The organism is Shewanella sp. AS16, assembly GCF_021412365.1.
GTDB lineage: Bacteria > Pseudomonadota > Gammaproteobacteria > Enterobacterales > Shewanellaceae > Shewanella > Shewanella salipaludis.
The window spans coordinates 970,680-990,699 of sequence record NZ_JAKCLK010000001.1; the positions used below are offsets into that span (position 1 = coordinate 970,680).

General features: G+C 59.9%; 14 protein-coding genes and 1 riboswitch. Of the genes, 2 read left to right on the forward strand and 12 right to left on the reverse strand.

Features of this window, described 5'->3' with window-relative positions; genetic code table 11:
- Positions 1-93: 93 nt before the first annotated feature.
- The 3 genes from LZP73_RS04355 to LZP73_RS04370 form a co-directional block, all read right to left on the reverse strand.
- On the reverse strand, positions 94-648 hold the full coding sequence (locus LZP73_RS04355; protein WP_234233208.1) for a CbrC family protein: 555 nt from the start codon (positions 646-648) through the stop codon (positions 94-96).
- A gap of 128 nt (positions 649-776) precedes the next feature.
- Positions 777-1,394: a hypothetical protein gene (locus LZP73_RS04365; protein ID WP_234233209.1), complete on the reverse strand. Its 618-nt coding sequence runs from the start codon at positions 1,392-1,394 to the stop codon at positions 777-779.
- A gap of 595 nt (positions 1,395-1,989) precedes the next feature.
- Positions 1,990-4,500, reverse strand: coding sequence for a TonB-dependent receptor plug domain-containing protein (locus tag LZP73_RS04370; RefSeq protein WP_234233210.1), 2,511 nt, complete (start codon positions 4,498-4,500; stop codon positions 1,990-1,992).
- A 486-nt stretch (positions 4,501-4,986) separates the two neighbouring features.
- Between LZP73_RS04370 and LZP73_RS04375 the strand changes: the two genes are divergently transcribed.
- Entirely contained in the window at positions 4,987-6,408 is a 1,422-nt protein-coding gene (locus tag LZP73_RS04375; protein WP_234233211.1) for an MFS transporter, read from the forward strand.
- A gap of 89 nt (positions 6,409-6,497) precedes the next feature.
- Here LZP73_RS04375 and pyrC read toward each other — a convergent pair whose 3' ends face one another.
- The 9 genes from pyrC to LZP73_RS04420 all read right to left on the reverse strand — a co-directional run bounded on the left by pyrC (position 6,498) and on the right by LZP73_RS04420 (position 15,654).
- Positions 6,498-7,535 (reverse strand): dihydroorotase, encoded by a 1,038-nt coding sequence (gene pyrC, locus LZP73_RS04380; protein WP_234233212.1) that lies wholly within the window; start codon positions 7,533-7,535, stop codon positions 6,498-6,500.
- Positions 7,536-7,737: 202 nt separating this feature from the next.
- Entirely contained in the window at positions 7,738-8,373 is a 636-nt protein-coding gene (gene cobO / locus LZP73_RS04385; protein ID WP_234233213.1) for a cob(I)yrinic acid a,c-diamide adenosyltransferase, read from the reverse strand.
- The gene (locus tag LZP73_RS04390; RefSeq protein WP_234233346.1) at positions 8,370-9,974 is read right to left on the reverse strand and encodes a cobyric acid synthase; all 1,605 of its coding nucleotides are present in this window, start codon (positions 9,972-9,974) and stop codon (positions 8,370-8,372) included. Before LZP73_RS04390 ends, cobO begins: the two co-directional genes overlap by 4 nt.
- Before the next feature lie 110 nt (positions 9,975-10,084).
- Positions 10,085-10,621, reverse strand: coding sequence for a bifunctional adenosylcobinamide kinase/adenosylcobinamide-phosphate guanylyltransferase (gene cobU / locus LZP73_RS04395; RefSeq protein WP_234233214.1), 537 nt, complete (start codon positions 10,619-10,621; stop codon positions 10,085-10,087).
- Positions 10,618-11,406, reverse strand: coding sequence for an adenosylcobinamide-GDP ribazoletransferase (locus tag LZP73_RS04400; protein ID WP_234233215.1), 789 nt, complete (start codon positions 11,404-11,406; stop codon positions 10,618-10,620). Before LZP73_RS04400 ends, cobU begins: the two co-directional genes overlap by 4 nt.
- Positions 11,407-11,490: 84 nt before the next feature.
- A complete protein-coding gene (gene cobT / locus LZP73_RS04405) occupies positions 11,491-12,549 on the reverse strand; it encodes a nicotinate-nucleotide--dimethylbenzimidazole phosphoribosyltransferase (RefSeq protein WP_234233216.1) in 1,059 nt (352 codons plus the stop codon).
- 63 nt (positions 12,550-12,612) lie between these two features.
- Complete coding sequence (locus LZP73_RS04410) at positions 12,613-13,776, reverse strand: FecCD family ABC transporter permease (protein WP_234233217.1); 1,164 nt, start codon at positions 13,774-13,776, stop codon at positions 12,613-12,615.
- A complete protein-coding gene (locus tag LZP73_RS04415; RefSeq protein ID WP_234233218.1) occupies positions 13,763-14,599 on the reverse strand; it encodes an ABC transporter ATP-binding protein in 837 nt (278 codons plus the stop codon). The genes LZP73_RS04410 and LZP73_RS04415 overlap by 14 nt, the downstream gene beginning before the upstream one ends.
- A 119-nt stretch (positions 14,600-14,718) precedes the next feature.
- A riboswitch (cobalamin riboswitch) is annotated at positions 14,719-14,901 on the reverse strand.
- Positions 14,902-14,958: 57 nt separating this feature from the next.
- A complete protein-coding gene (locus LZP73_RS04420; protein ID WP_234233219.1) occupies positions 14,959-15,654 on the reverse strand; it encodes a histidine phosphatase family protein in 696 nt (231 codons plus the stop codon).
- A 262-nt stretch (positions 15,655-15,916) separates the two neighbouring features.
- Here LZP73_RS04420 and metH point away from each other — a divergent pair, with 262 nt between their 5' ends.
- Positions 15,917-19,687: a methionine synthase gene (gene metH, locus LZP73_RS04425; RefSeq protein WP_234233220.1), complete on the forward strand. Its 3,771-nt coding sequence runs from the start codon at positions 15,917-15,919 to the stop codon at positions 19,685-19,687.
- Positions 19,688-20,020 lie beyond the last annotated feature (333 nt).

A 20,020-nucleotide genomic window follows, 5' to 3' on the forward strand; every position in this document is an offset into this window, starting at 1 on the left:
CGTGAGCTAAAATTCCGAGCAAAGCGAGCCAGCCCACGTGTTTATATTCCAGCAAGCGCAGCGAGTGACTTAAACGGATTGTTAGCCTTCACGTTAATCAAAGTCTATGTACCCACCATGTTTGCCACAATGAATACATTTAAAAATGTAAGCCGTTGGTGACCCATCAGCATCTAGTGCCTGAAAAAACTTTTCCCATTGGTCATCTTTCAGGCCATAAGTTTTTGTAGCTTCTTGTTTCAAATATGCTTCTAACTCTAGATCGTATTCTTTGATTTCATTAAAACCTGCACAGCCCAGATAATCCGCACCATCATTGCAGTGAGTCCACCATTTCTCTTGCTGCCATCCGGTAAACCCAGGAGTACGGAATGTTATTTCTTCTTTTATCGAAGATGCTACATCGTCCCAGTCACCATATCCACCAATACCATCATAATCAGTAAAGTCTGCGTCAAAATTTTTATGAGCTCCACCGCTAGCAATGCACCACGGACATATAGAGTTTTCTAGCTCTTCTTCAGAATAAGGTAGTCCACCATATATGTATCCTCTTGCCTCTCCACAACATAAACATACTTCATCAGATTCTATTATCGAACCAGATTTAAGCGGATCAGAGTGATATTTAAACTTTGGAAGTTCCATGCTCCTCCTTGAAGGTTAACGCCCTGTTAAGGTGTGAGCAACGCAATACCGATGCCACCGCATAACACCTTAAACACTAAACGCAACGCATAAATGCCACGCGTTGCGAATCACTCTTAAACAGTTTGTTAGCCAAAATTTGACTCAATGTCCGCACTCTTAAGAACTGCATTTAAAAGACCAAAGTCATAATTTTTTAGACTGGGATTGTCCAATCGCAATCTGTCTATCATTTGCTGAAGATTACGTCCTTGATGATCATACCCTATGACCAAATTTACATACTCAACTTCATTATCAAACGGTGGTCTATACGAATATTTAGTGCGATCTTGCTTTATTTTTGCAAGCTTTCCATATGGAGCAGTATCCCAACAAACAACAAGCAAATTGATTGCATTCAGAAGTTGTTTTGTTGCAGGGTCAACTTTACGCGTTGTATTACCTGAATGTGATGAGTTACTACTTACACTCGATGAGTCTGACTTTAATGGATTAAATAATGGGACATCATCGCCACCTGTGAGAGCTAAAAATTTCTTAGCGGTTGGTTCTCCACAGTAAAAAGCGCCTACATCTTGAGTGTCTTTTTCCCCCTTATATTCGAAGCAATAGTAGCTATCTGTCAAAACACGGCCTGTACAGCTATGCTTTCGCTGATTATTAAGAAGTTTAACATGTGCAATAGCTGTTATATTGTACCGTCTTACCATTCTCTCTCTGGCTTCATCACCAAAACAATCCATATCAACCTTTTACAACTCAAAAATACATGAGGTCAAACCTAACACAAACTCAACTTGCTGCATATTCGGATATCATTTTGGCTAACATTTTAATAGTACGCATGTACATATGTACAATGACGCCAAGACTAACACAAGCCGCTGTTAGGTAAAACATTACATGTCGAACTCGCGCTAAACTCTCAGGCTAAACGCGGATGCGCGTTTGCACAAATAACGAGATCTCGTTATTTCAGAAGCAAGTGTTGGGTCAGGCATAATGCTTTCGAACCAATACACTCCACTCGAAGAGACAGATCTCCCCATCGAAGCGGCCGAAGGACGTTAACAGAAATACCGGCAAGCGAGGCAACAGTAGGCTGAGCATTCACAACTCACAACAGCGTTACAGATGCAGGGCCAGAGGCGCGGGTGCCAAAAAGCGTACTTGTGCCTGTAAACGCGCTTCCAATTTAACATTGGATTTCCCTACAAAACGACCATTCCCAGCTTATAGCCAAGTTGAACTTTGCCAATGGCCCAATAAAAAACCGCAGTCAGACTGCGGTTTTTTTTGAGACCGACACTTGGGTCACAGATGCTAATCTGGGTCAGATTAGAAGTTGTAGACCGCCCTGGCGTAGTAGGCGCCGCCGTTGATGCCAAAGGGCAAGGTTTCCCAGCCATAGGTGAAACCTGCCTGACTGTAGACGTTGCCTTCCTCACCCCACTTGTCCGGATAGACGTCGAAGATGTTGGTGCCGCCGATGGTCAATCTCAGCTCATCGGTCGCCTGATAGCTCACAGACAGGTCAGTCAGCCACTTGCCGCTCCAGGTCTTCTTGGGACCGAAGGCCTGACCGGACACTTCACCATAGTAAGTGTTGTTCAGCGCCACTTCCCAGTCGCTCAGCTGATAGATGGCCGACAGGTTGAGCTTCTCGCCCGGCTGGCCCTCTTCCAAACGCAGCTTCTGCACATCGCCGAACAGGGTCTCAGCCGGAATGATGGACGACTGGGAATGGATCGCCTTGACCTCGTTATCCACCAGACTCAGTGCCGCCGCCAGTTTGAGATCGGCGCCGTGATCCAGCGATATATCATAGGTGGCCACCAGATCCAGGCCGCGGGTGCGGGTGTCCACCGAGTTGGTGAAGAACTGCGCCGCCCCAAGGCGGTTGGCCGCCAGTGCCGCCGCCACCTCTGGGCCTATGTCGGCGGTCAGGGGATCTGAGATCACTATCCTGTCGTCTATGTCTATCTGGAAGATATCCAGAGACAGCTTCAGATCGTCTATGGGCTCGGCCACCATGCCTATGCTGTAGCTGAGCGAGGTTTCCACGTCCAGATCTTCGATGCCGAACTCGGCGGCCACAGGGCTGGAGTTGGCAACAGTGCCAGTCTCAACCAGCTCGCCATTGACCAGATTGGTCAGCACCTGGCTGTAGTTGATCTGCTGCACGCCAGGGGCCCGGAAGCCGGAAGATACTGTGCCCCGGATGGAGAAGCTGTCGTTGAACTCGTAACGGCCCGACAGCTTGCCGGAGACGTTGTCACCCGCCACCTGGTAGTGCTCGTAGCGCACCGCGGCGCCGACCAGGAGTTCGTCGGTCAGATTGGTCTCGGCATCGGCATACAGGGCATAGCTGCTCCTGTCCTTATCCACCGCCTGTTTGGGGCCGAATCCAGGAAAGCCCTGAATGCCCGCCATCACTGGGGTGCCCGTGTCGCTGTGCAGTATCGGGGTCGTGCCGTTGTTGCGGCCATAGCTGTAGGACCAGGGATCGCCCGCCACTATCTGGTAGGCATCCTGGCGCAGTTCCAGGCCGAAGGCCAGATACAGAGGCTCGAGGTTGGCGCCCCAGTCCACACTGCCGTTGATGTCGGCGTTGACCGTGGTCTGCTCGAAGATCAGTGTGCCGTCGTGGGCCGAGGTCGGTGTCTCGCCATAGATGCCGCTGTTGTCCGGCTTGGGCTCGTAGTACCAGCTGACGTTGGCCGAATTATTGGAGTTGAAGGAGAACTCGCTGCGGCCCCAGACGGCGCCCACGTCCCATTTCCAGTCTTCGTTCAGATCGCCGCGCAGGCCTGCCGCCGCCGAGGTATCGTCGACATTGGTGCTGAGTTGCGGCAGGAAGCCCTTGGGATAGAGCTCGGGAATAGTCCTGTCGCTGCCCGGGCCACGGAAGAAACCGGCCGACTCGCCGTCACGGCTGGAATAGCCGCCGAAGAAGTACAGCTCAGTGGTATCGCTGAGATCGTAGCCGCCGTTGACCCAGGCATAGAGGTTTTTGGACTCGGCATCCCCTATGTGCAGGCGCACCACGCTCTGATCGTTCTCATCCCACCACTTGCCGATGAGATTGCCGCCGGTCAGTTCCAGCGTCGCCGGCCCCGCCCTGTTGGTCTCGCCCCTGTCCCTGTACTCCAGGCTCAGGTTGATGAAGCCGGCATCGCCCAGGGCGAAGCCCTTGTTCGCCGCCAGCACCAGGTTTTCACCGTCGCCCTCGTAGGTCTGACCGGCTTCCACCCGCAGGCTGCCCGCCTCGCTCGAGTCCTTCAGCACTATGTTGATCACCCCGGCAATGGCATCCGAGCCATACTGGGCGGCGGCGCCGTCACGCAGTACCTCGACCCTTTTGACCGCACTCAAGGGGATGGCGTTGATATCGTAACCCGCCGAGCCCTTGCCCACGGTTTCCTGGGTATTGACCAGGGCTTGTTGATGGCGGCGCTTGCCGTTGACCAGCACCAACACCTGATCCGGCCCCAGCCCCCTCAGGGTGGCCGGACGTATGATGTCGCTGCCGTCGCTGACCGTGGTGCTGGAGAAGTTGAATGACGGGGCGGCAATCTGCAGCGCCCGGCCAAGTTCGGTGGCGCCGCTCTGTGCCAGCTGCTCCTCGCCTATGATATCCACCGGCGCCGGTGATTCTGTCGCCATCCGGCCACTAACCCTGGTACCTATGGTGGTGATGACCTCTATCTTCTTCTGCCCGGTCGCCTGGGGCGCATCGTCTGCGGCCAACACCTGAAAGGAAGCGCCCAGACACAGGGCGGCAATGCTGGCCGCCAGGGGAGAGAGACGCGCTATATTGTTCGTTTGATTTTCCGTGTTCTTGTTCAACTTAAATACTCCACTTCATTGATTTTAAGTTATATTTTTCTGTTTGCATCCGGTGCCTTGGCGGCATCTTGTTATCAAAAAGCAAACAGCTGCACCCACGCTAACATAGGTGTAACCCATGATTAACAAAATGCAAGGTGAAAAATTTTCACCTTGAGGCGGCCTGCAAAGCGGCAGGGGCATAGCGGGCAAACCAGGGAGAGATTTAGTCGGTTTTAAACAAAGAGTTAACTTTCAATCCTTGAAAGCCATTGGGAGCATTGAAGAAAGCAGCAGGAGTCAAACGTGATATGCCTGAGCCAATGACAGGCAAGGCGTTCGCCACACAGGGTGAGCCGCCTTATCCAGGCAGGATTGCCGCCGCAAAGCCGGATCATTTCCTTTCGCGGCGGCGTTTTGTTACTCTCGACGCCAAAATCCGAGCCCGGGTGCGCACCGTACCTGAGGTTTCTCCCCCACATCACTTGGTACAGGAGCATAAAAACAATGACATCCCCCCAGTCCACGCCCAAGGGCTTTCCCAAGGCGTTTTGGATAGCCAACTGCGTCGAATTGCTGGAGCGCGCCGCCTATTACGGCGTCTTCATAGTGATCACCCTGTATCTGTCACGGATCCTCGGATTCGATGACATAGAAGCCGCCTGGATCGCCGGCTCCTTCTCCGCCGGCCTGTATTTCCTGCCCACCTTCTCCGGCGCCTTGGCCGACAAGATAGGTTTCAGGCGTGCCCTGATGCTGGCATTCAGCCTGCTGACCCTGGGTTATGCAGGTCTGGCCCTGTTTCCGGCGCTGCTCGAAGGTCAGGGGCTGGTGCAATATGGCCGCGAGGTGGTATTCAAGGGGCTGCAGCAGGCGGATATCCGCTGGGCGATAGTGCCCATCATGGTGGTCATAATGATCGGCGGCTCCTTCATCAAGGCGGTGATCACTGGTACCGTCGCCCGGGAAACGACGGAATCCAACCGCGCCAAGGGCTTCTCCATCTTCTACATGATGGTCAACATAGGTGCCTTCTCCGGCAAGACGATAGTCAAGCCATTGCGGGAATCCATGGGGGACTTGGGTCTCATCAACCTCAACTATTTTGCCGCCGCCATGACCCTGCTGGCATTTTTCTGCATCCTGCTGTTCTACAAGAACGCCGAATCCAGCCAGAACGGCAAATCCGTCGGCGAGATCTGGCAGGCGCTGCTCAAGGTGCTGGGCAACACCCGCCTCATCACACTGATCCTCATCATCACAGGCTTCTGGATGGTGCAACACCAGCTCTACGCCACCATGCCAAAATACGTGCTGCGCATGGCCGGCGAAGGCGCTTCCCCTTCCTGGTATGCCAACGTCAACCCCCTGGTCGTGGTCGTCACTGTCGGTTTCGTCACTTCGCTGATGAAGGGCCGCAGCTCGCTGTTTTCCATGACTGTGGGCATGTTCATCATGCCTGTCTCGGCACTCGCCATGGCCTCGGGCAACCTGCTCGGCGGCGAAACGATAGATCTGGGCCTGGTGCAGATGCACCCGGTTGCCCTGATGATGATAGTCGGCATCATATTCCAGGGGATCGCCGAGTCCTTCATCTCGCCGCGCTTCCTGGAGTTCTTCTCCCTGCAGGCCCCCAAGGGTGAAGAAGGCCTGTATCTGGGTTTCTCCCATCTGCATTCCTTCATCAGTTCCCTGATAGGCTTCGGCCTGTCGGGCTACCTGCTGAGCGCCTACTGCCCGGATCCCAAGACCTTTGCCACCAAGGCCGAATGGCAGGCCGCAGCCAGCAACGCCCACTACATCTGGTACGTGTTCGCCGCCATAGCTTTGGTGTCGGCCATCTCACTGGTGATCTACGGCAAGGTGATCGCCCGCCTGGATGCCAGGCAGCAAGCCGGCGGAGCGACCGAGTTGGCCGCCGAAGTTTAAGCGGTAAAAACACAATGATATGAAAACAAAAAAGGAGCCAAGGCTCCTTTTTTGTTGCTTACAACTCAGCATACCAACAGCGGGCTATTTCACTCGCCAGATTTTACCTGCCAGGCGATGGTCTCACCGGCACGTATCGGCACCACACAGGTGCCGCCCAGAGGATAGGACTCGGGCACGGACCAGTCGGCCTTGACCAGGGTGATGCTGTCTGTGTTGCGCGGCAGGCCGTAGAAATCCGGGCCGTTGAAGCTGGCAAAGGCCTCCAGCTTGTCCAGGGCATCGACCGACTCGAAGGCTTCGGCATACAGTTCTATGGCGGCATGGGCCGTATAGGAACCGGCGCAGCCGCAGGCGGCTTCCTTCTTGTCCTTGTAATGGGGCGCCGAGTCGGTGCCGAGGAAGAACTTCTTGCTGCCTGAGGCGATGGCGCCCAACAGCGCCTGCTGATGGGTGTTGCGCTTGAGGATAGGCAGGCAGTAGAAGTGTGGCCTGATGCCACCGGCCAACATATGGTTGCGGTTATACAACAGGTGATGGGCCGTGATGGTCGCCGCCACCTTGTCCGATGCCTGGTTGACGAAGTCCACCGCATCCTTGGTGGTGATGTGTTCCAGCACCACTTTCAGCTCGGGAAAATCCGCCACTACCTGGCTGAGTATCTTGTCGATGAAGATCTGCTCGCGATCGAAAATGTCGATACTCGAGTCCGTCACCTCACCATGCACCAACAGCAGCAATCCGGCCTCCTGCATGGCGGCCAGCACGGGATAGATGTTCTTCACATCCGTCACGCCTGAATCCGAGTTGGTGGTGGCGCCGGCGGGATACAGTTTGGCGGCAACGACTTTCCCCGAGGCCTTGGCCTTGAAGATCTCCTCGGCCCTGGTGTTGTCCGTCAGGTACAGGACCATCAAGGGCTCGAACTGACCTTGGGGTTGTGCCTGCCGGATCCTGTCGTAATAACCCAGCGCCGCAGCCGTGTCCATCACGGGTGGCACCAGGTTCGGCATCACTATCGCGCGCCCCATGTAGCGGCTGATGTCTCTCACAGTGTCTTTAAGTTGACTGCCGTCACGCAGGTGTACGTGCCAGTCATCCGGGCGGGTAATAGTAATACTTGTCATTGCCGTCTCTTTTGCTTGCAGGGTTTGAGGGATCTTATTGCCCGGCGCAGGTGCAGTAAAGCACCAAATAGCCCTGGGGGCGAAATTTCAGCGAAAACGCCGAATAAGCCGCGCTTCTACGCCTGTTACATGGGGGTGAAGCGGATTAAGCCTTGCAGAACCTGAGCCATGGCTCAGGTTTGCGGTCGGACTTTGCCCTGAGTCAATAATCGAACCCGGGCTGGGCCTTGATGCCGGCTTCGAAGGCATGTTTGATCGGCTGCACCTCGCTGACCGTGTCGGCCAGTTCTATTATGTCCCTGTGGCAGGCGCGGCCCGTGACTACCACATGCTGCATCGGCGGGCGGTTTCTCAGGGCGGTCAATACCCGCGCCAGTTCCAGGTAGTGATAGCTGACCATATAGGTCAGCTCGTCGAGCAGCAGCAGATCCACGCTGGGATCCTTGAGCAAGCTTTCCGCCGCCGCCCAGGCCGCCTCGGCGGCCGCCGTGTCCTTGGCCTTGTCCTGGGTTTCCCAGGTGAAGCCCGTGCCCATCACATGGAACTCGACCCCGGCACCCTCGAGCAGGGTGCGCTCGCCGCATTCCCAGGTGCCCTTGATGAACTGCACCACGGCCGCCTTCTTGCCGTGGCCAACGGCGCGGGCGACGGTGCCGAAACCGGCCGTGCTCTTGCCCTTGCCGTTACCCGTGAGCACCAGCAAGATGCCCTTCTCCTCCTGGGCGGCGGCTATCTTGGCATCCACCCCGGCCTTCACCTTCTGTTGGCGGGCCTTGTGGCGCTCGGCCTTGCGTTCCTGTTGTTGCAGCTCCTGCTGCTGAGTCTGTTCATCCGTCATGCCTTGCTGTCCTCCCGTAGAATTTGCTGTAATTTGTCCATGTCCAGATGGGCCGCCAAGACGTCGGCGAGCCGGTCGAGCTGCTGTTCGCGGATAAGATTGATATCGACCGCCCCTGCCCCAGGATCCATTCCAGTCGATGCCAGCCCGGCCCATTGCAACAGCAGGCCACAGGCTGTGGGTGAATCGAACAGTCCATGCAGATAGGTGCCGAGGATCTGGCCGTCGTCACTGAGCAGGCCGTCGCTGAAACCCGAGCCTAAGCAAAAGCCCGAGTCCAAGCCTGAACCTGTGCCCAGGGCATGCTCGAGTGCCAGCCTGATGGGCGAAGCGGCATTCGCCGGCAAGTCCGAGCTGCCACAGTGGATCTCATAGCCCTGCACGGCCGCAGTTTGCCCAAGCAGTGACAGCTCACCCGTCACCCGCCGCAGCTGCTTGTCGGCTTCGAGTTCGGTCGTCAGCGGCAACAGCCGGAGGCCGGGGCTGAGTCCCGGGGCGCCTTCCACCCCTAGGGGATCTGCTATCCACTGGCCCAGCATCTGATAACCGCCGCAGACGCCCATGAGCTTGCCACCGTACCTCAGATGCCGCGCTATGTCCCCGTCCCAGCCCTGCTGTCGCAGGAAGGCCAGATCGGCGCGCACATTCTTGCTGCCGGGCAAGATGATGAGATCCGCCGCCGGCAGGCGCTTGTCACCGCACTGCGCCTGGCTCTGCAGCGACACATACTGAAAGTCTACCCCAGGATGCAGGCGCAAGGGGTCGAAGTCTGTGTGGTTGCTGATGTGCGGGTAAACCAGCACCAGCACCTTGAGTCCGACGCCAGCCTGACTTGCCTGAGACGAGAGCCCGGCTTGCGACTGAGTGGCTTGCGGCAGCGCATCCTCGGCGTCCAGATGCAGATCGTGCAGATAGGGCAGCACCCCGAGCACTGGCTTATGGGTATAGGCTTCGAGCCAGTCTATGCCGGGTTGCAGCAGGCCTGGGTCGCCGCGAAAACGATTGATGACGAAGCCCTTGACCCTGGCCTGCTCGCTGGCCGACAGCAGCGCCAGGGTGCCCACCAGATGGGCGAACACCCCACCCTTGTCTATGTCGGCGATGAGGATAACAGGGCAGTCGACCGCCTCGGCGAAGCCCATGTTGGCTATATCGCCCTCGCGCAGGTTGATCTCCGCCGGACTGCCCGCCCCTTCCACCAGCAGCAGGCGATAACCCAGCCGCAAACGGGAGAAGGAGTCGAGCACGGCCGCCATGGCCCGCGCCTTATAATCGCGACTGGCAGGGCCGAAGAACTGCCCCGCTTCCAGGGTCGTCAGCGCCTTGCCCTGGATGATCACCTGGGCGCCCGTGTCCGAGCTGGGCTTGAGCAGCACTGGGTTGAAGTCTGTGTGGGGCATGAGATAGCAGGCGGCCGCCTGCAGCGCCTGAGCCCTGCCTATCTCGCCGCCGTCCGAGGTCACAGCGCTGTTGAGCGCCATGTTCTGCGGCTTGAAGGGCGCCACGGAATCGAACCCCAGCCCTGGGTCTCTGGCGAACAGGCGGCAGAGGCCGGCCACCAGGGTGCTCTTGCCCGCATCCGAGGTGGTGCCCTGCACCATCAGCATGTTGGCCCCAGGCGCAGGCACCTCAGGTGCAGTAGCTCCAGACACAGCAGTCTCAGGTGCAGTTGCCCCGGTCACAGCAGCCTGGGTCATGGATACTTTGGCGTTCATGCCATGCCTCCCTTGAGTGGCAGCGGCAAGCCGGCCACCACCAGGGTGACGCTGTCGGCAACCTGGGCCATGGCCTGATTGAGCCAGCCTGCCTCATCGACGAATTGGCGGCTCAGCTCCCCCATGGGCACTATCCCTGAACCTACCTCGTTACTGATCAATATGATATCACCTGGAAGCCCGGGCAGGCATGCCAGCAGCCTGGCCTTATGCCCCGGCCAGTCGGCCGGGCATTGCAGCAGTTCATTGGTGAGATACAAGGTCAGGCAATCTACCAGTATCACCCTGTTCGCCGCCGCCAAGGCCGTCAGCGCATCGGCCAGGGCCAGCGGCACTTCGTGCAGCTGCCAGTCGAGGCCCCCCGCCTGCCGCTGGCGGCGATGACGGGCAATGCGCGCCGCCATCTCCCCGTCGCCGGCGGTGGCCGTCGCCAGATACAGGCACTCACGGCCCTCCCGAGCCAGGGCCTGCACCAGAGATTCGCCGTAGCGGCTCTTGCCGCTGCGGGCACCGCCCAACACCAGATGTATCATAGGGCATTCCCCATGGCCAGGAGCACCAGGTAACAACCCAGCTCGGCGAGCTGCTGGGCCGCCCCCAGAGTATCGCCGGTATAACCCCCTATCTGCCGCCGGAATAGGGCCACCAGCAAGCAGCGGATCAGCCACAGGGCGATAAGCAGGGCGAAGGCAACCACACCCTTGAGACACAGGAGCAGCAAAAGCCCGGTCGCCAGCAAGATCAGCAGCTCGTCGATGCCCTGTGTCTGGGCCAGGGGCCTGGACTTGCTGCTGTCATCGTCACGCACATAGGTCTCGGTGAAGATGATACTGGCCGCCAGCACCCGGCTGAGGCAATGGCCCAGCACCAGCGCCCACACAGCCACCATGGGGGCATACAGGGCCAGCTCGACCAGCAGCTGCCACTTGAGCAGCAGCGCCAACACCAACGCCAGAGCGCCATAGGTGCCCAGGCGCGAGTCTTTCATTATGCTGAGCTTGGCGGCGACACCCCAACCACCGCCGAAACCATCGGCGGTGTCGGCCAGGCCATCCTCATGAAAGCCGCCGGTGAGCAATACCCCGGCGATCATCGCCAACAGGACGGCCACCCCGGCCGGTAACCACAGCTGACTCAGCCAGAATACAGAGGCGCAGCACAGGCCTATGCACAGGCCCACCAGGCCGAAGTAACGGCTGGCCTGGTTGAGCTTGTCGCCATCCACCTCGACCCAGGAAGGCATGGGGATGCGGGTGAAAAATCCCAGGGCCACGAAGAAGAGATCGCTCTGCCTGTGCCAGTTATGCTTGCGTGACATGGAACATCCTTAACCTTGTTGATACTTATGCTACCCAGCAGGCTTGGCTGCCAGCCTGTCTACTGCCTGTTACTGACCCGTTAATCAGACGACCGAAGTCACCCCGGCCTCATCGAAGCTCGCCATCTGGTTGTAGAAATTCGCCGCCGCCTGCACCAGAGGCAGGGCCAGCGCGGCGCCGGTGCCCTCCCCCAGCCTCAGTCCCAGGCTCAACAGGGGTCTGGCCCCCAGCTCGGCGAGCAGCAGCTTATGACCGCGCTCCTCGGACTCGTGGGCGAAGATCATATAGTCCCTGGCATTGGCATTCAGCCGGACCGCCAGCAGGGCCGACACTGTGGCGATGAAACCGTCGACCAACACCAGCATCCCCAGCTCGGCCGCCGCCAGCATGGCGCCCGTCATCTGCACTATCTCGAAGCCGCCGAGGCAGGCGAGGACTCGCAGCGGATCCGGCTGCGCCTGGGCCTGCCCGGATGTCAGCGTATCCCCATGCAAGGCCAGCGCCCGGGTCAGCAGCGCCCTCTTGTTGGCCAGCGCGGCATCGTCTATGCCGGTGCCGCGGCCGACACAGTCCGTCAGCGGCAATCCGGTCAAGGCCGCCATGACAGCCGCCGCCGAGGAGGTATTGCCTATGCCCATCTCGCCCAGGGCGACGAGGTTGACCCCGGCCTCATGGTGGCGGGTCACCAGGGCGCGCGCCAATGTCAGCCCCTGGGTCACCTGGTCCTGGGTCATGGCGGCCTCCAGATGTATCGCGCCCGTGCCTGCCCCAAGACGCTGTGCTACCAGGCCAGGGGTTGGCGGCAGCGGCTCGAGGATGCCGCAGTCTATGACCTCCAGCTCATAGCCCAGCTGGCGGCAGAACACATTGATGGCGGCGCCGCCGCCGAGGAAGTTATGCACCATCTGGGTGGTGACAGCACTCGGGGCTATCGATACCCCATGGGCGGCGATGCCGTGATCTGCGGCAAACACCAGCATGGTCGGCCTGCGGATCGCCGGCGCCTCCTTGCCCAGCACCCTGGCCAGCTGCAACGCCAGCGGCTCAAGTTGCCCCAGGGCCCCAGGCGGTTTGGTCTTGTGGTCTATCCTGTGCTGGATCTCGGCGTCGCCGGCATGGCTGAGGGCGGGAATGTTGAACATGACTACTCACTCTAAGGTTAAGGCTGCTGTTAAGGGCTATCTTGGCTGGATGAGGGACCCGCCCTAGCCGTAGCGGCCGCGGCGACGCAGCACGAACAGGAAGAACACGCTGCCGATCGCCGCGGTAATGATGCCGACCGGCAGCTCCTGGTTGCCCAACAAGCATCTGGCCAGCACGTCTATCCACACCATGAACAGCCCGCCCACCAGGGCCGTCAGCAACATGGGCTGCCGGCCGGGAAACAGCAGTCTGACTATATGGGGGATCATCAGGCCGACGAAGCCTATGCCACCACAGCTGGCGACCAGGATGGCGGTGATCAGCGAGCATAGCAGCAAGATCCCCAGCCGCAGCTTGGGCACATTGACCCCCAGGGTATGGGCCGTCTCATCCCCGGCCTGCAGCGCCAGGATCTGGCGCTTGAGTGCCAGTATCACCACCAGGCTCAGGCTCACCACCAGCAGGGGCAGAGACAGCAGGGCCCAACTGGCCTTGGCGAAGCTGCCCAGGCTCCAGAAGAGCACAGAGGCCGTGGCCTGGGGACTGGCGAAATACAAGAGCAAACTGGTGAAGGCGCCGAACATGAAGGAGGTCGCCACCCCGGACAAGAGCATGCGCTCGACCTGGCTGCCGATGCCGAGCCCGGAGAGCAGCAGCACCAGGAGCACAGACAGGCTGGCACCGCAGAAGGCCCCCAGCGGCAGGAGCAGCCACATCAGCAGCGACAGCCCTGAGCCGGCAGACAGCCCTGAGCCGGCAAGGCCCGGGTCGACGCTGAACCCTGAGCCCGCCAACAGGCCGGTGCCTGTGAACAGGGTCAGCATGACCACGGCGCCGAACGAGGCCCCGGAGCTGATGCCGAACAGATAGGGATCCGCCAGCGGGTTGCGGGTCACCAGCTGCAGCACGGCGCCGGCGATCGACAACCCGGCCCCCGCCACGAAGGCCAGCACCGTCCGCGGCAACCTCAGCTCCAGCACTATCCGCTCCGTTATCGCACTCGGTTGGCCGATATCGAACAACTTATGTCCCAGCACCCGCACCACGTCCAGCATGCTGATGTTGGCGGCTCCGAAGCTGGTCGCCAGCAGCGGCGTCAGCAGTGCCAGCAAGGCCAGCGCCAACAGCAGCCAGCCCTGCAGCGACAAGGGGGTGAGCAGCAAGCCCAGAGACGCTTTCAAGCCCCCTTTCAATGCCCGGTCCTCAAATTTCTCAGTCGATTGCATCTTGGGTTCCCTGTGTCATAGCGGCGCTGTAACCGTAGAAGTAGCTGATCAGCGGCTTGCCATGCTGGGGATGGGGCTGCACCCGGCAACAGACGCCGAAGACCTCGGCGATGCGCTGCTCCGTCAGCACCAGATCCGGGGTGCCGCTGACGATGCAACGGCCCTTATCCAGCAACAGCAGGCTGTCGCACAGGGCGCTGGCGAGGTTGAGATCATGGATGGAGGCGATGACGCTGATCCCCAGGCTGCGCACCAGTTCGAGGATCTGAATTTGGTATCTGATGTCCAGGTGATTGGTGGGCTCGTCGAGGATCAGCAATTGGGGCCGCTGCACTATGGCACGGGCGATCAGCGCCCGCTGCTTCTCGCCGCCGGACAGGTGTTCGTACTGCTGGGCCGCCTTATGGCTCAGGCCCACCCTCGCCAGTGCCTGGGCTATGTCGGCCTTGTCCGCCCGGCTGGTGCCGTCGAACGGCCCCTTATGTGGGGTCAGCCCCATGGCCACCAACTGAGTGGTGCTCATGTCGAAATAGTGGGGGGTATCCTGCTGCACCACGGCCACCCTGCAGGCGAATGCCTTGGCGGCTATGCCGGCTATGTCCATGCCATGCAGGCAGATCTCGCCTGAGGTAGGCCGGATAAACTTGTACAGGCAACGCAACAGGCTGGACTTGCCGGCGCCATTTGGGCCTATGATGCCCAGCATCTGCCCCTGGGTCAGTCCCAGGCTGATGCCGGACAGAATGGCCTTGTCGCCGAGGCGCCAGCTCAGATCCGAGACAGACAGGGCCAGGGGCAGGGTCCCGGTTTCGGCGACTGTCATCGCCGGCGACCTGCGAGGGGCAGCGCCGCCATGGCAAGGGCCATGGATAAAAATAGTGTCATCTTAAGCTCCCCCGAGTCACCCGCTCGAGCACAGTGATGGAACCGGCGCAGCGCTGCGACGGCGTACAAACCCAGGCAGGTATCCTGACTCGTGTGGCAAGAAGGCCGACCTCCTTGCTCCACACTCACAGTTGCGGGCACAGTTCGGGCTGGCGGCAGAGGTTGCCGTTCCCCGATTCCCTGTCACGCCGGGTTGATGGCGGCGCTTGGCCAACCATCCCCGACACCTGGGTTCATTTACCCCGGCCAGGCCGGGGACGGATTATTATCCGGCTTTTACATCAATAGGCAAGACGCTTAGCTTCCGGGCCAGTGCAGCCGGTAGCTGCAGGCGGCCTCGCGCTCATCGTCATGGCTCCAGAACACCTCAAGGCGCACCAGGGCGGCGTAGGGCAAAGCCAGGCTATGGTAGAAACCGGCACTCGGCGCCACCCCCAACACCCGCGCCAGCAGATGGCGCATCACCCCGCCGTGGGTCAGCAGCAAGGCGGTCTCAGGCCCGGCCGGCGATTCAGCGGCGGCGGAAGAGGCACGGCGCAGCGCCGCCAGCACTGAGGCGAAGGCGGCATCCACCCTGGCCTCGAAGGCCGCCATGGACTCGCCGCCCGGCGGCGCTGCCGCCCAAGGGTCTTGCCAATAGGCGTCGAGCGCCCCTGCCTGGCTGAGATACAGCCGCTCCCAACTCTGCCCATCCCAGTCACCGAAATCCAGCTCGCGCAGGCCCGGGAGTTCCTTCGGCCGCCAGCCGTCGGCGGCCAGCTCGGCGGCGAAATCGGCACAGCGACGCAGTGGCGAGCTGTACAGGTGCGCCGCCCCCCAAGCCAGTGTCTCATGGCCAGGCGCCGGCACCTGGATCTGAGCCTGCACCTGGGCCAGAGCCGCCCGCATCTGCGCCCGCCCCTGCGCCGTCAGGGCCACATCCGTGCGGCCGCGCAGTATGGCACCGCCCTCGCATTCGCCATGCCTGAGTAAGAAAATCTGTGCCCGTTGCATAACACCCCGATAGCGTCAGTTTTCCGGCCGCAGTCTCTGGCCGGGAAAAGAAGTGCCGCGCCGGGGGCCGGGCTAACATTGACCTTGCCCTCGAGCGATTATGTCGCGTATTATGGACGTCTATACGTATGTATGTCCAAAAGTAATTAACGACGGCGACATTTTCCCGTCGAAATCCAGACACCATACGCTCGATTCGGTACTTTTAACTTAGCACTCTTAACTGAGCACTCTTAACCGAGCACTCTGCAGGTAACGACTTATGGCGACAGCGACTCCCATCACATTGCAACAGGCCCAGGCCCTGACTCAGGCGCTAAGAGCCCAACTGCAACAAGGCATACTGATCCTCGATGGCGCCATGGGCACCATGATCCAGGACCACAAGCTGCAAGAGGCGGATTACCGCGGCGAGCCCTTCAAGGACTGGCATTGCGACGTCAAGGGCAACAACGATCTGCTGGTGCTGAGCCAGCCAGGGCTCATCAAGCAGATCCACCTGGACTACCTCAATGCCGGCGCGCACATAATAGAGACCAACAGCTTCAACGCCACCACCATAGCCATGGCCGATTACGACATGCAGGCCCAGTCCAGGGACATCAACTTCGCCGCCGCCCGCCTCGCCCGCGAAGCCTGTGATGAGGTGACCGCCGCCAGCGGCATTCCCCGCTATGTGGCCGGGGTGCTTGGTCCCACCAACAGGACCTGCTCCATCAGCCCGGATGTGAATGACCCAGGCTACCGCAACGTCAGCTTCGATGAGTTGGTGACCGCTTACATGGAATCCACCCGGGCGCTGATTGAAGGCGGCGCCGACATCATAATGGTGGAAACCATCTTCGATACCCTCAACGCCAAGGCGGCGCTGTTCGCCATCGAATCCGTGTTCGACGAGCTGTTCGGCGTGCCTGCCGATGGCAGCCGGGAACGCCTGCCTGTGATGATCTCTGGCACCATCACGGATGCCTCGGGCCGCACCCTCACGGGCCAGACGACCGAGGCCTTCTACAACTCGCTGCGCCACATCAAGCCCCTGTGTATCGGCCTCAACTGCGCCCTTGGGCCCAAGGAGCTGCGCCCCTATGTGGAAGAGTTGGCGCGCATCGCCGAATGTTATGTCTCGGCCCACCCCAACGCCGGCCTGCCGAACGAGTTCGGCGGCTATGACGAAACCCCGGAGGAGATGGCCGACGTCATAGGCGAGTGGGCGGCCGAGGGCCTGCTCAACGTAGTCGGCGGCTGCTGCGGCAGCACCCCGAAACACATAAGTGCCATACGCAACGCAGTGAGCAAGCACTCACCCAGGGTGATCCCCGAGATCCCCGTCGCCTGCCGCTTGTCCGGGCTGGAACCCCTGACCATAGACGCCCAGTCGCTGTTCGTGAACGTGGGCGAGCGCACCAATGTCACAGGCTCGGCCAAGTTCCTCAAACTCATCAAGGAGGGGCTGTTCGAGAAGGCGCTGGACGTGGCTCGGGAGCAGGTGGAGAACGGCGCCCAGATCATCGACATCAACATGGACGAAGGCATGCTCGACGGCGCCCTGATCATGCACAAGTTCCTCAACCTCATCGCCTCCGAACCCGACATCAGCCGGGTGCCAGTGATGATCGACTCCTCCAAGTGGGAAGTGATAGAGGCCGGCCTCAAGTGCATCCAGGGCAAGGGCATAGTCAACTCCATCTCCCTCAAAGAAGGCGAAGCCAAGTTCATCGAGCAGGCGCGGCTGGTGAAGCGCTACGGCGCCGCCGCCATCGTCATGGCCTTCGACGAACAGGGTCAGGCCGATACCCGCGCCCGCAAACTGGAGATCTGTACCCGCGCCTACCGGGTGTTGGTGGATAAGGTCGGCTTCCCGCCGGAAGACATCATCTTCGATCCCAACATCTTCGCCATCGCCACCGGCATAGAGGAGCACGACAACTATGCGGTCGACTTCATCGAGGCCATCAGGGACATCAAGGCCAGCCTGCCCCATGCGATGATCTCCGGCGGCGTGTCCAACGTGTCCTTCTCGTTTCGCGGCAACAACCCGGTGCGCGAGGCCATCCACGCCGTGTTCCTGTACCACGCCATTCAGGCCGGCATGGACATGGGCATAGTCAACGCCGGCCAGCTGGCGATCTACGACGACATAGATCCCGAGCTCAAGCTTTTGGTCGAAAACGTGGTGTTGAACCTGCCCTGCACAGCCGTGGATGCCAACGGGGAGGCGTCGAGCAACACAGAGCAACTGCTGGAGGTCGCCGAGAAATACCGCGGCGACGGCGCCACGGCCGGCAAGAAGGAAGATCTCCAATGGCGCAGCCTGCCGGTGAGCGAGCGCCTGGCCCATGCCCTGGTGAAGGGCATCACGGAATTTATCGATCAGGATACCGAAGAGGCGAGACAGGCCGCCGCCCGGCCGTTGGATGTGATCGAAGGCGCGCTGATGGACGGCATGAATCTGGTCGGCGATCTGTTCGGCTCGGGCAAGATGTTCCTGCCCCAGGTGGTCAAGTCGGCGCGGGTGATGAAAAAGGCCGTGGCCTATCTCAACCCCTACATAGAGCTGGAGAAGGTCGCCGGCCAGTCCAACGGCAGGATATTGATGGTGACGGTCAAGGGCGACGTGCACGACATAGGCAAGAATATCGTCGGCGTGGTGCTGGCCTGCAACGGCTTTGAGGTGTTCGATCTCGGGGTGATGGTGTCGGTGGAGCGCATTCTCGAGGCCGTCAAGGAGCACGATATCGACATCATAGGCATGTCGGGGCTCATCACCCCCAGCCTGGATGAGATGGTGCATAACGTCAAGACCTTCGCCCGCGAAGGCCTGACCATTCCCGCCATCATAGGCGGCGCCACCTGCTCCAAGATCCACACTGCGGTGAAGATAGCGCCCCACTACCCCCATGGCGCCATCTATATCGCCGATGCCTCCCGCGCCGTGCCCATGGTGAGCAAGCTCGTCAGCAACCAGACCCGCCAGGCCACCATAGATGCCGAATACGCCGAGTACGACAACATGCGCGAGAAGCGGCTGTCGCAGACCAAGCGCAAGCATATAGTCTCCATCGCGGCGGCGCGGGACAACCGCTGCCAACACGACTGGGGCAACTATACCCCTGTGACCCCCAAGGTGCTGGGCAAGCAGGTATTCGACGACTATCCGTTGACCGATCTCGTCGAGCGCATCGACTGGACGCCGTTTTTCCGCGCCTGGGAGCTGCACGGCCACTATCCTGAAATTCTCGACGACAAGGTGGTCGGCGAGGAGGCGCGCAAGCTGTTCGCCGACGGCCAGGCCATGCTGGAGACCCTGATCCGGGAGAAATGGCTCACCGCCAAGGGGGTCATAGGCCTGTTCCCGGCCAATACCGTCGGCCACGACGACATAGAGCTGTACAGCGACGAGTCGCGCCAACAGGTGCTCATGACCACCCACCACCTGAGGATGCAGCTGGAGCGGGTCGGCAACCACAACTTCTGCCTGGCCGACTTCGTCGCCCCCAAAGACTCGGGCGTCGCCGACTACATGGGCGGCTTTGCTGTCACCGCCGGCCACGGCATAGACGAACATGTGGCGCGCTTCGAGGCCAATCACGACGACTACAACGCCATCATGCTCAAGTGCCTGGCCGACCGCCTGGCGGAGGCCTTCGCCGAGCGGATGCACGAGCGGGTGCGCAAGGAATTCTGGGGCTATGCCGCGGATGAACGGCTGGACAACGAGGCGCTGATCCGCGAGAAATACAAGGGCATAAGGCCGGCGCCCGGCTACCCAGCCTGCCCGGATCATACCGAGAAGGGCCTGCTGTGGGACTTGCTCAAGCCCGACGAGTGCATAGATCTCAAGATCACCGAGAGCTTCGCCATGTTCCCCACGGCCGCGGTCTCCGGCTGGTACTTCGCCCATCCCAAGTCGCGCTACTTCGGCGTCACCAACATAGGCAAAGATCAGGTCGAAGACTATGCGCAGCGCAAGGGCATGAGCCTGGAGGAAACGGAGAGGTGGTTGGCGCCCATATTGGACTACGATCCTGAATAAGAGGGACCCAGAATAGAGGATGATTCTGAGTAGTCAGGATCGACCCCTAGGCTCATCGCGGACAGGAATGTCAGGCTTCGCCTGACTGGGGGATTTTCCAAGCTGCGCTTGGATTAACCTCGTGGGCTTCCAGCCCACACCCGGGCAAGGAGGACTGCTCGTCCTATCCAATTACGTCCATGTAAAAGAGCCAGTTCGGCAATCCCTGCCTCTCGCTCATAAACTCAACCGCTAGCGGTTATTCGCCTTGCATCCACCATGACGCCCCGACGAAGTTGAAAGCCCCTTGGGCTTATTCAAAAATAACTAACGTTTCCGATGGGGCATCCAAGC

Excerpts from the sequence above, each read along its gene's own strand:
- LZP73_RS04355 (WP_234233208.1), bottom strand. The coding sequence starts at position 648 with ATGGAACTTCCAAAGTTTAAATATCACTCTGATCCGCTTAAATCTGGT.
- LZP73_RS04365 (WP_234233209.1), bottom strand. The coding sequence starts at position 1,394 with ATGGATTGTTTTGGTGATGAAGCCAGAGAGAGAATGGTAAGACGGTAC.
- LZP73_RS04375 (WP_234233211.1), top strand. The coding sequence starts at position 4,987 with ATGACATCCCCCCAGTCCACGCCCAAGGGCTTTCCCAAGGCGTTTTGG.
- pyrC (WP_234233212.1), bottom strand. The coding sequence starts at position 7,535 with ATGACAAGTATTACTATTACCCGCCCGGATGACTGGCACGTACACCTG.
- cobO (WP_234233213.1), bottom strand. The coding sequence starts at position 8,373 with ATGACGGATGAACAGACTCAGCAGCAGGAGCTGCAACAACAGGAACGC.
- LZP73_RS04390 (WP_234233346.1), bottom strand. The coding sequence starts at position 9,974 with ATGGTGCAGGGCACCACCTCGGATGCGGGCAAGAGCACCCTGGTGGCC.
- cobU (WP_234233214.1), bottom strand. The coding sequence starts at position 10,621 with ATGATACATCTGGTGTTGGGCGGTGCCCGCAGCGGCAAGAGCCGCTAC.
- LZP73_RS04400 (WP_234233215.1), bottom strand. The coding sequence starts at position 11,406 with ATGTCACGCAAGCATAACTGGCACAGGCAGAGCGATCTCTTCTTCGTG.
- cobT (WP_234233216.1), bottom strand. The coding sequence starts at position 12,549 with ATGTTCAACATTCCCGCCCTCAGCCATGCCGGCGACGCCGAGATCCAG.
- LZP73_RS04410 (WP_234233217.1), bottom strand. The coding sequence starts at position 13,776 with ATGCAATCGACTGAGAAATTTGAGGACCGGGCATTGAAAGGGGGCTTG.
- LZP73_RS04415 (WP_234233218.1), bottom strand. The coding sequence starts at position 14,599 with ATGACAGTCGCCGAAACCGGGACCCTGCCCCTGGCCCTGTCTGTCTCG.
- LZP73_RS04420 (WP_234233219.1), bottom strand. The coding sequence starts at position 15,654 with ATGCAACGGGCACAGATTTTCTTACTCAGGCATGGCGAATGCGAGGGC.
- metH (WP_234233220.1), top strand. The coding sequence starts at position 15,917 with ATGGCGACAGCGACTCCCATCACATTGCAACAGGCCCAGGCCCTGACT.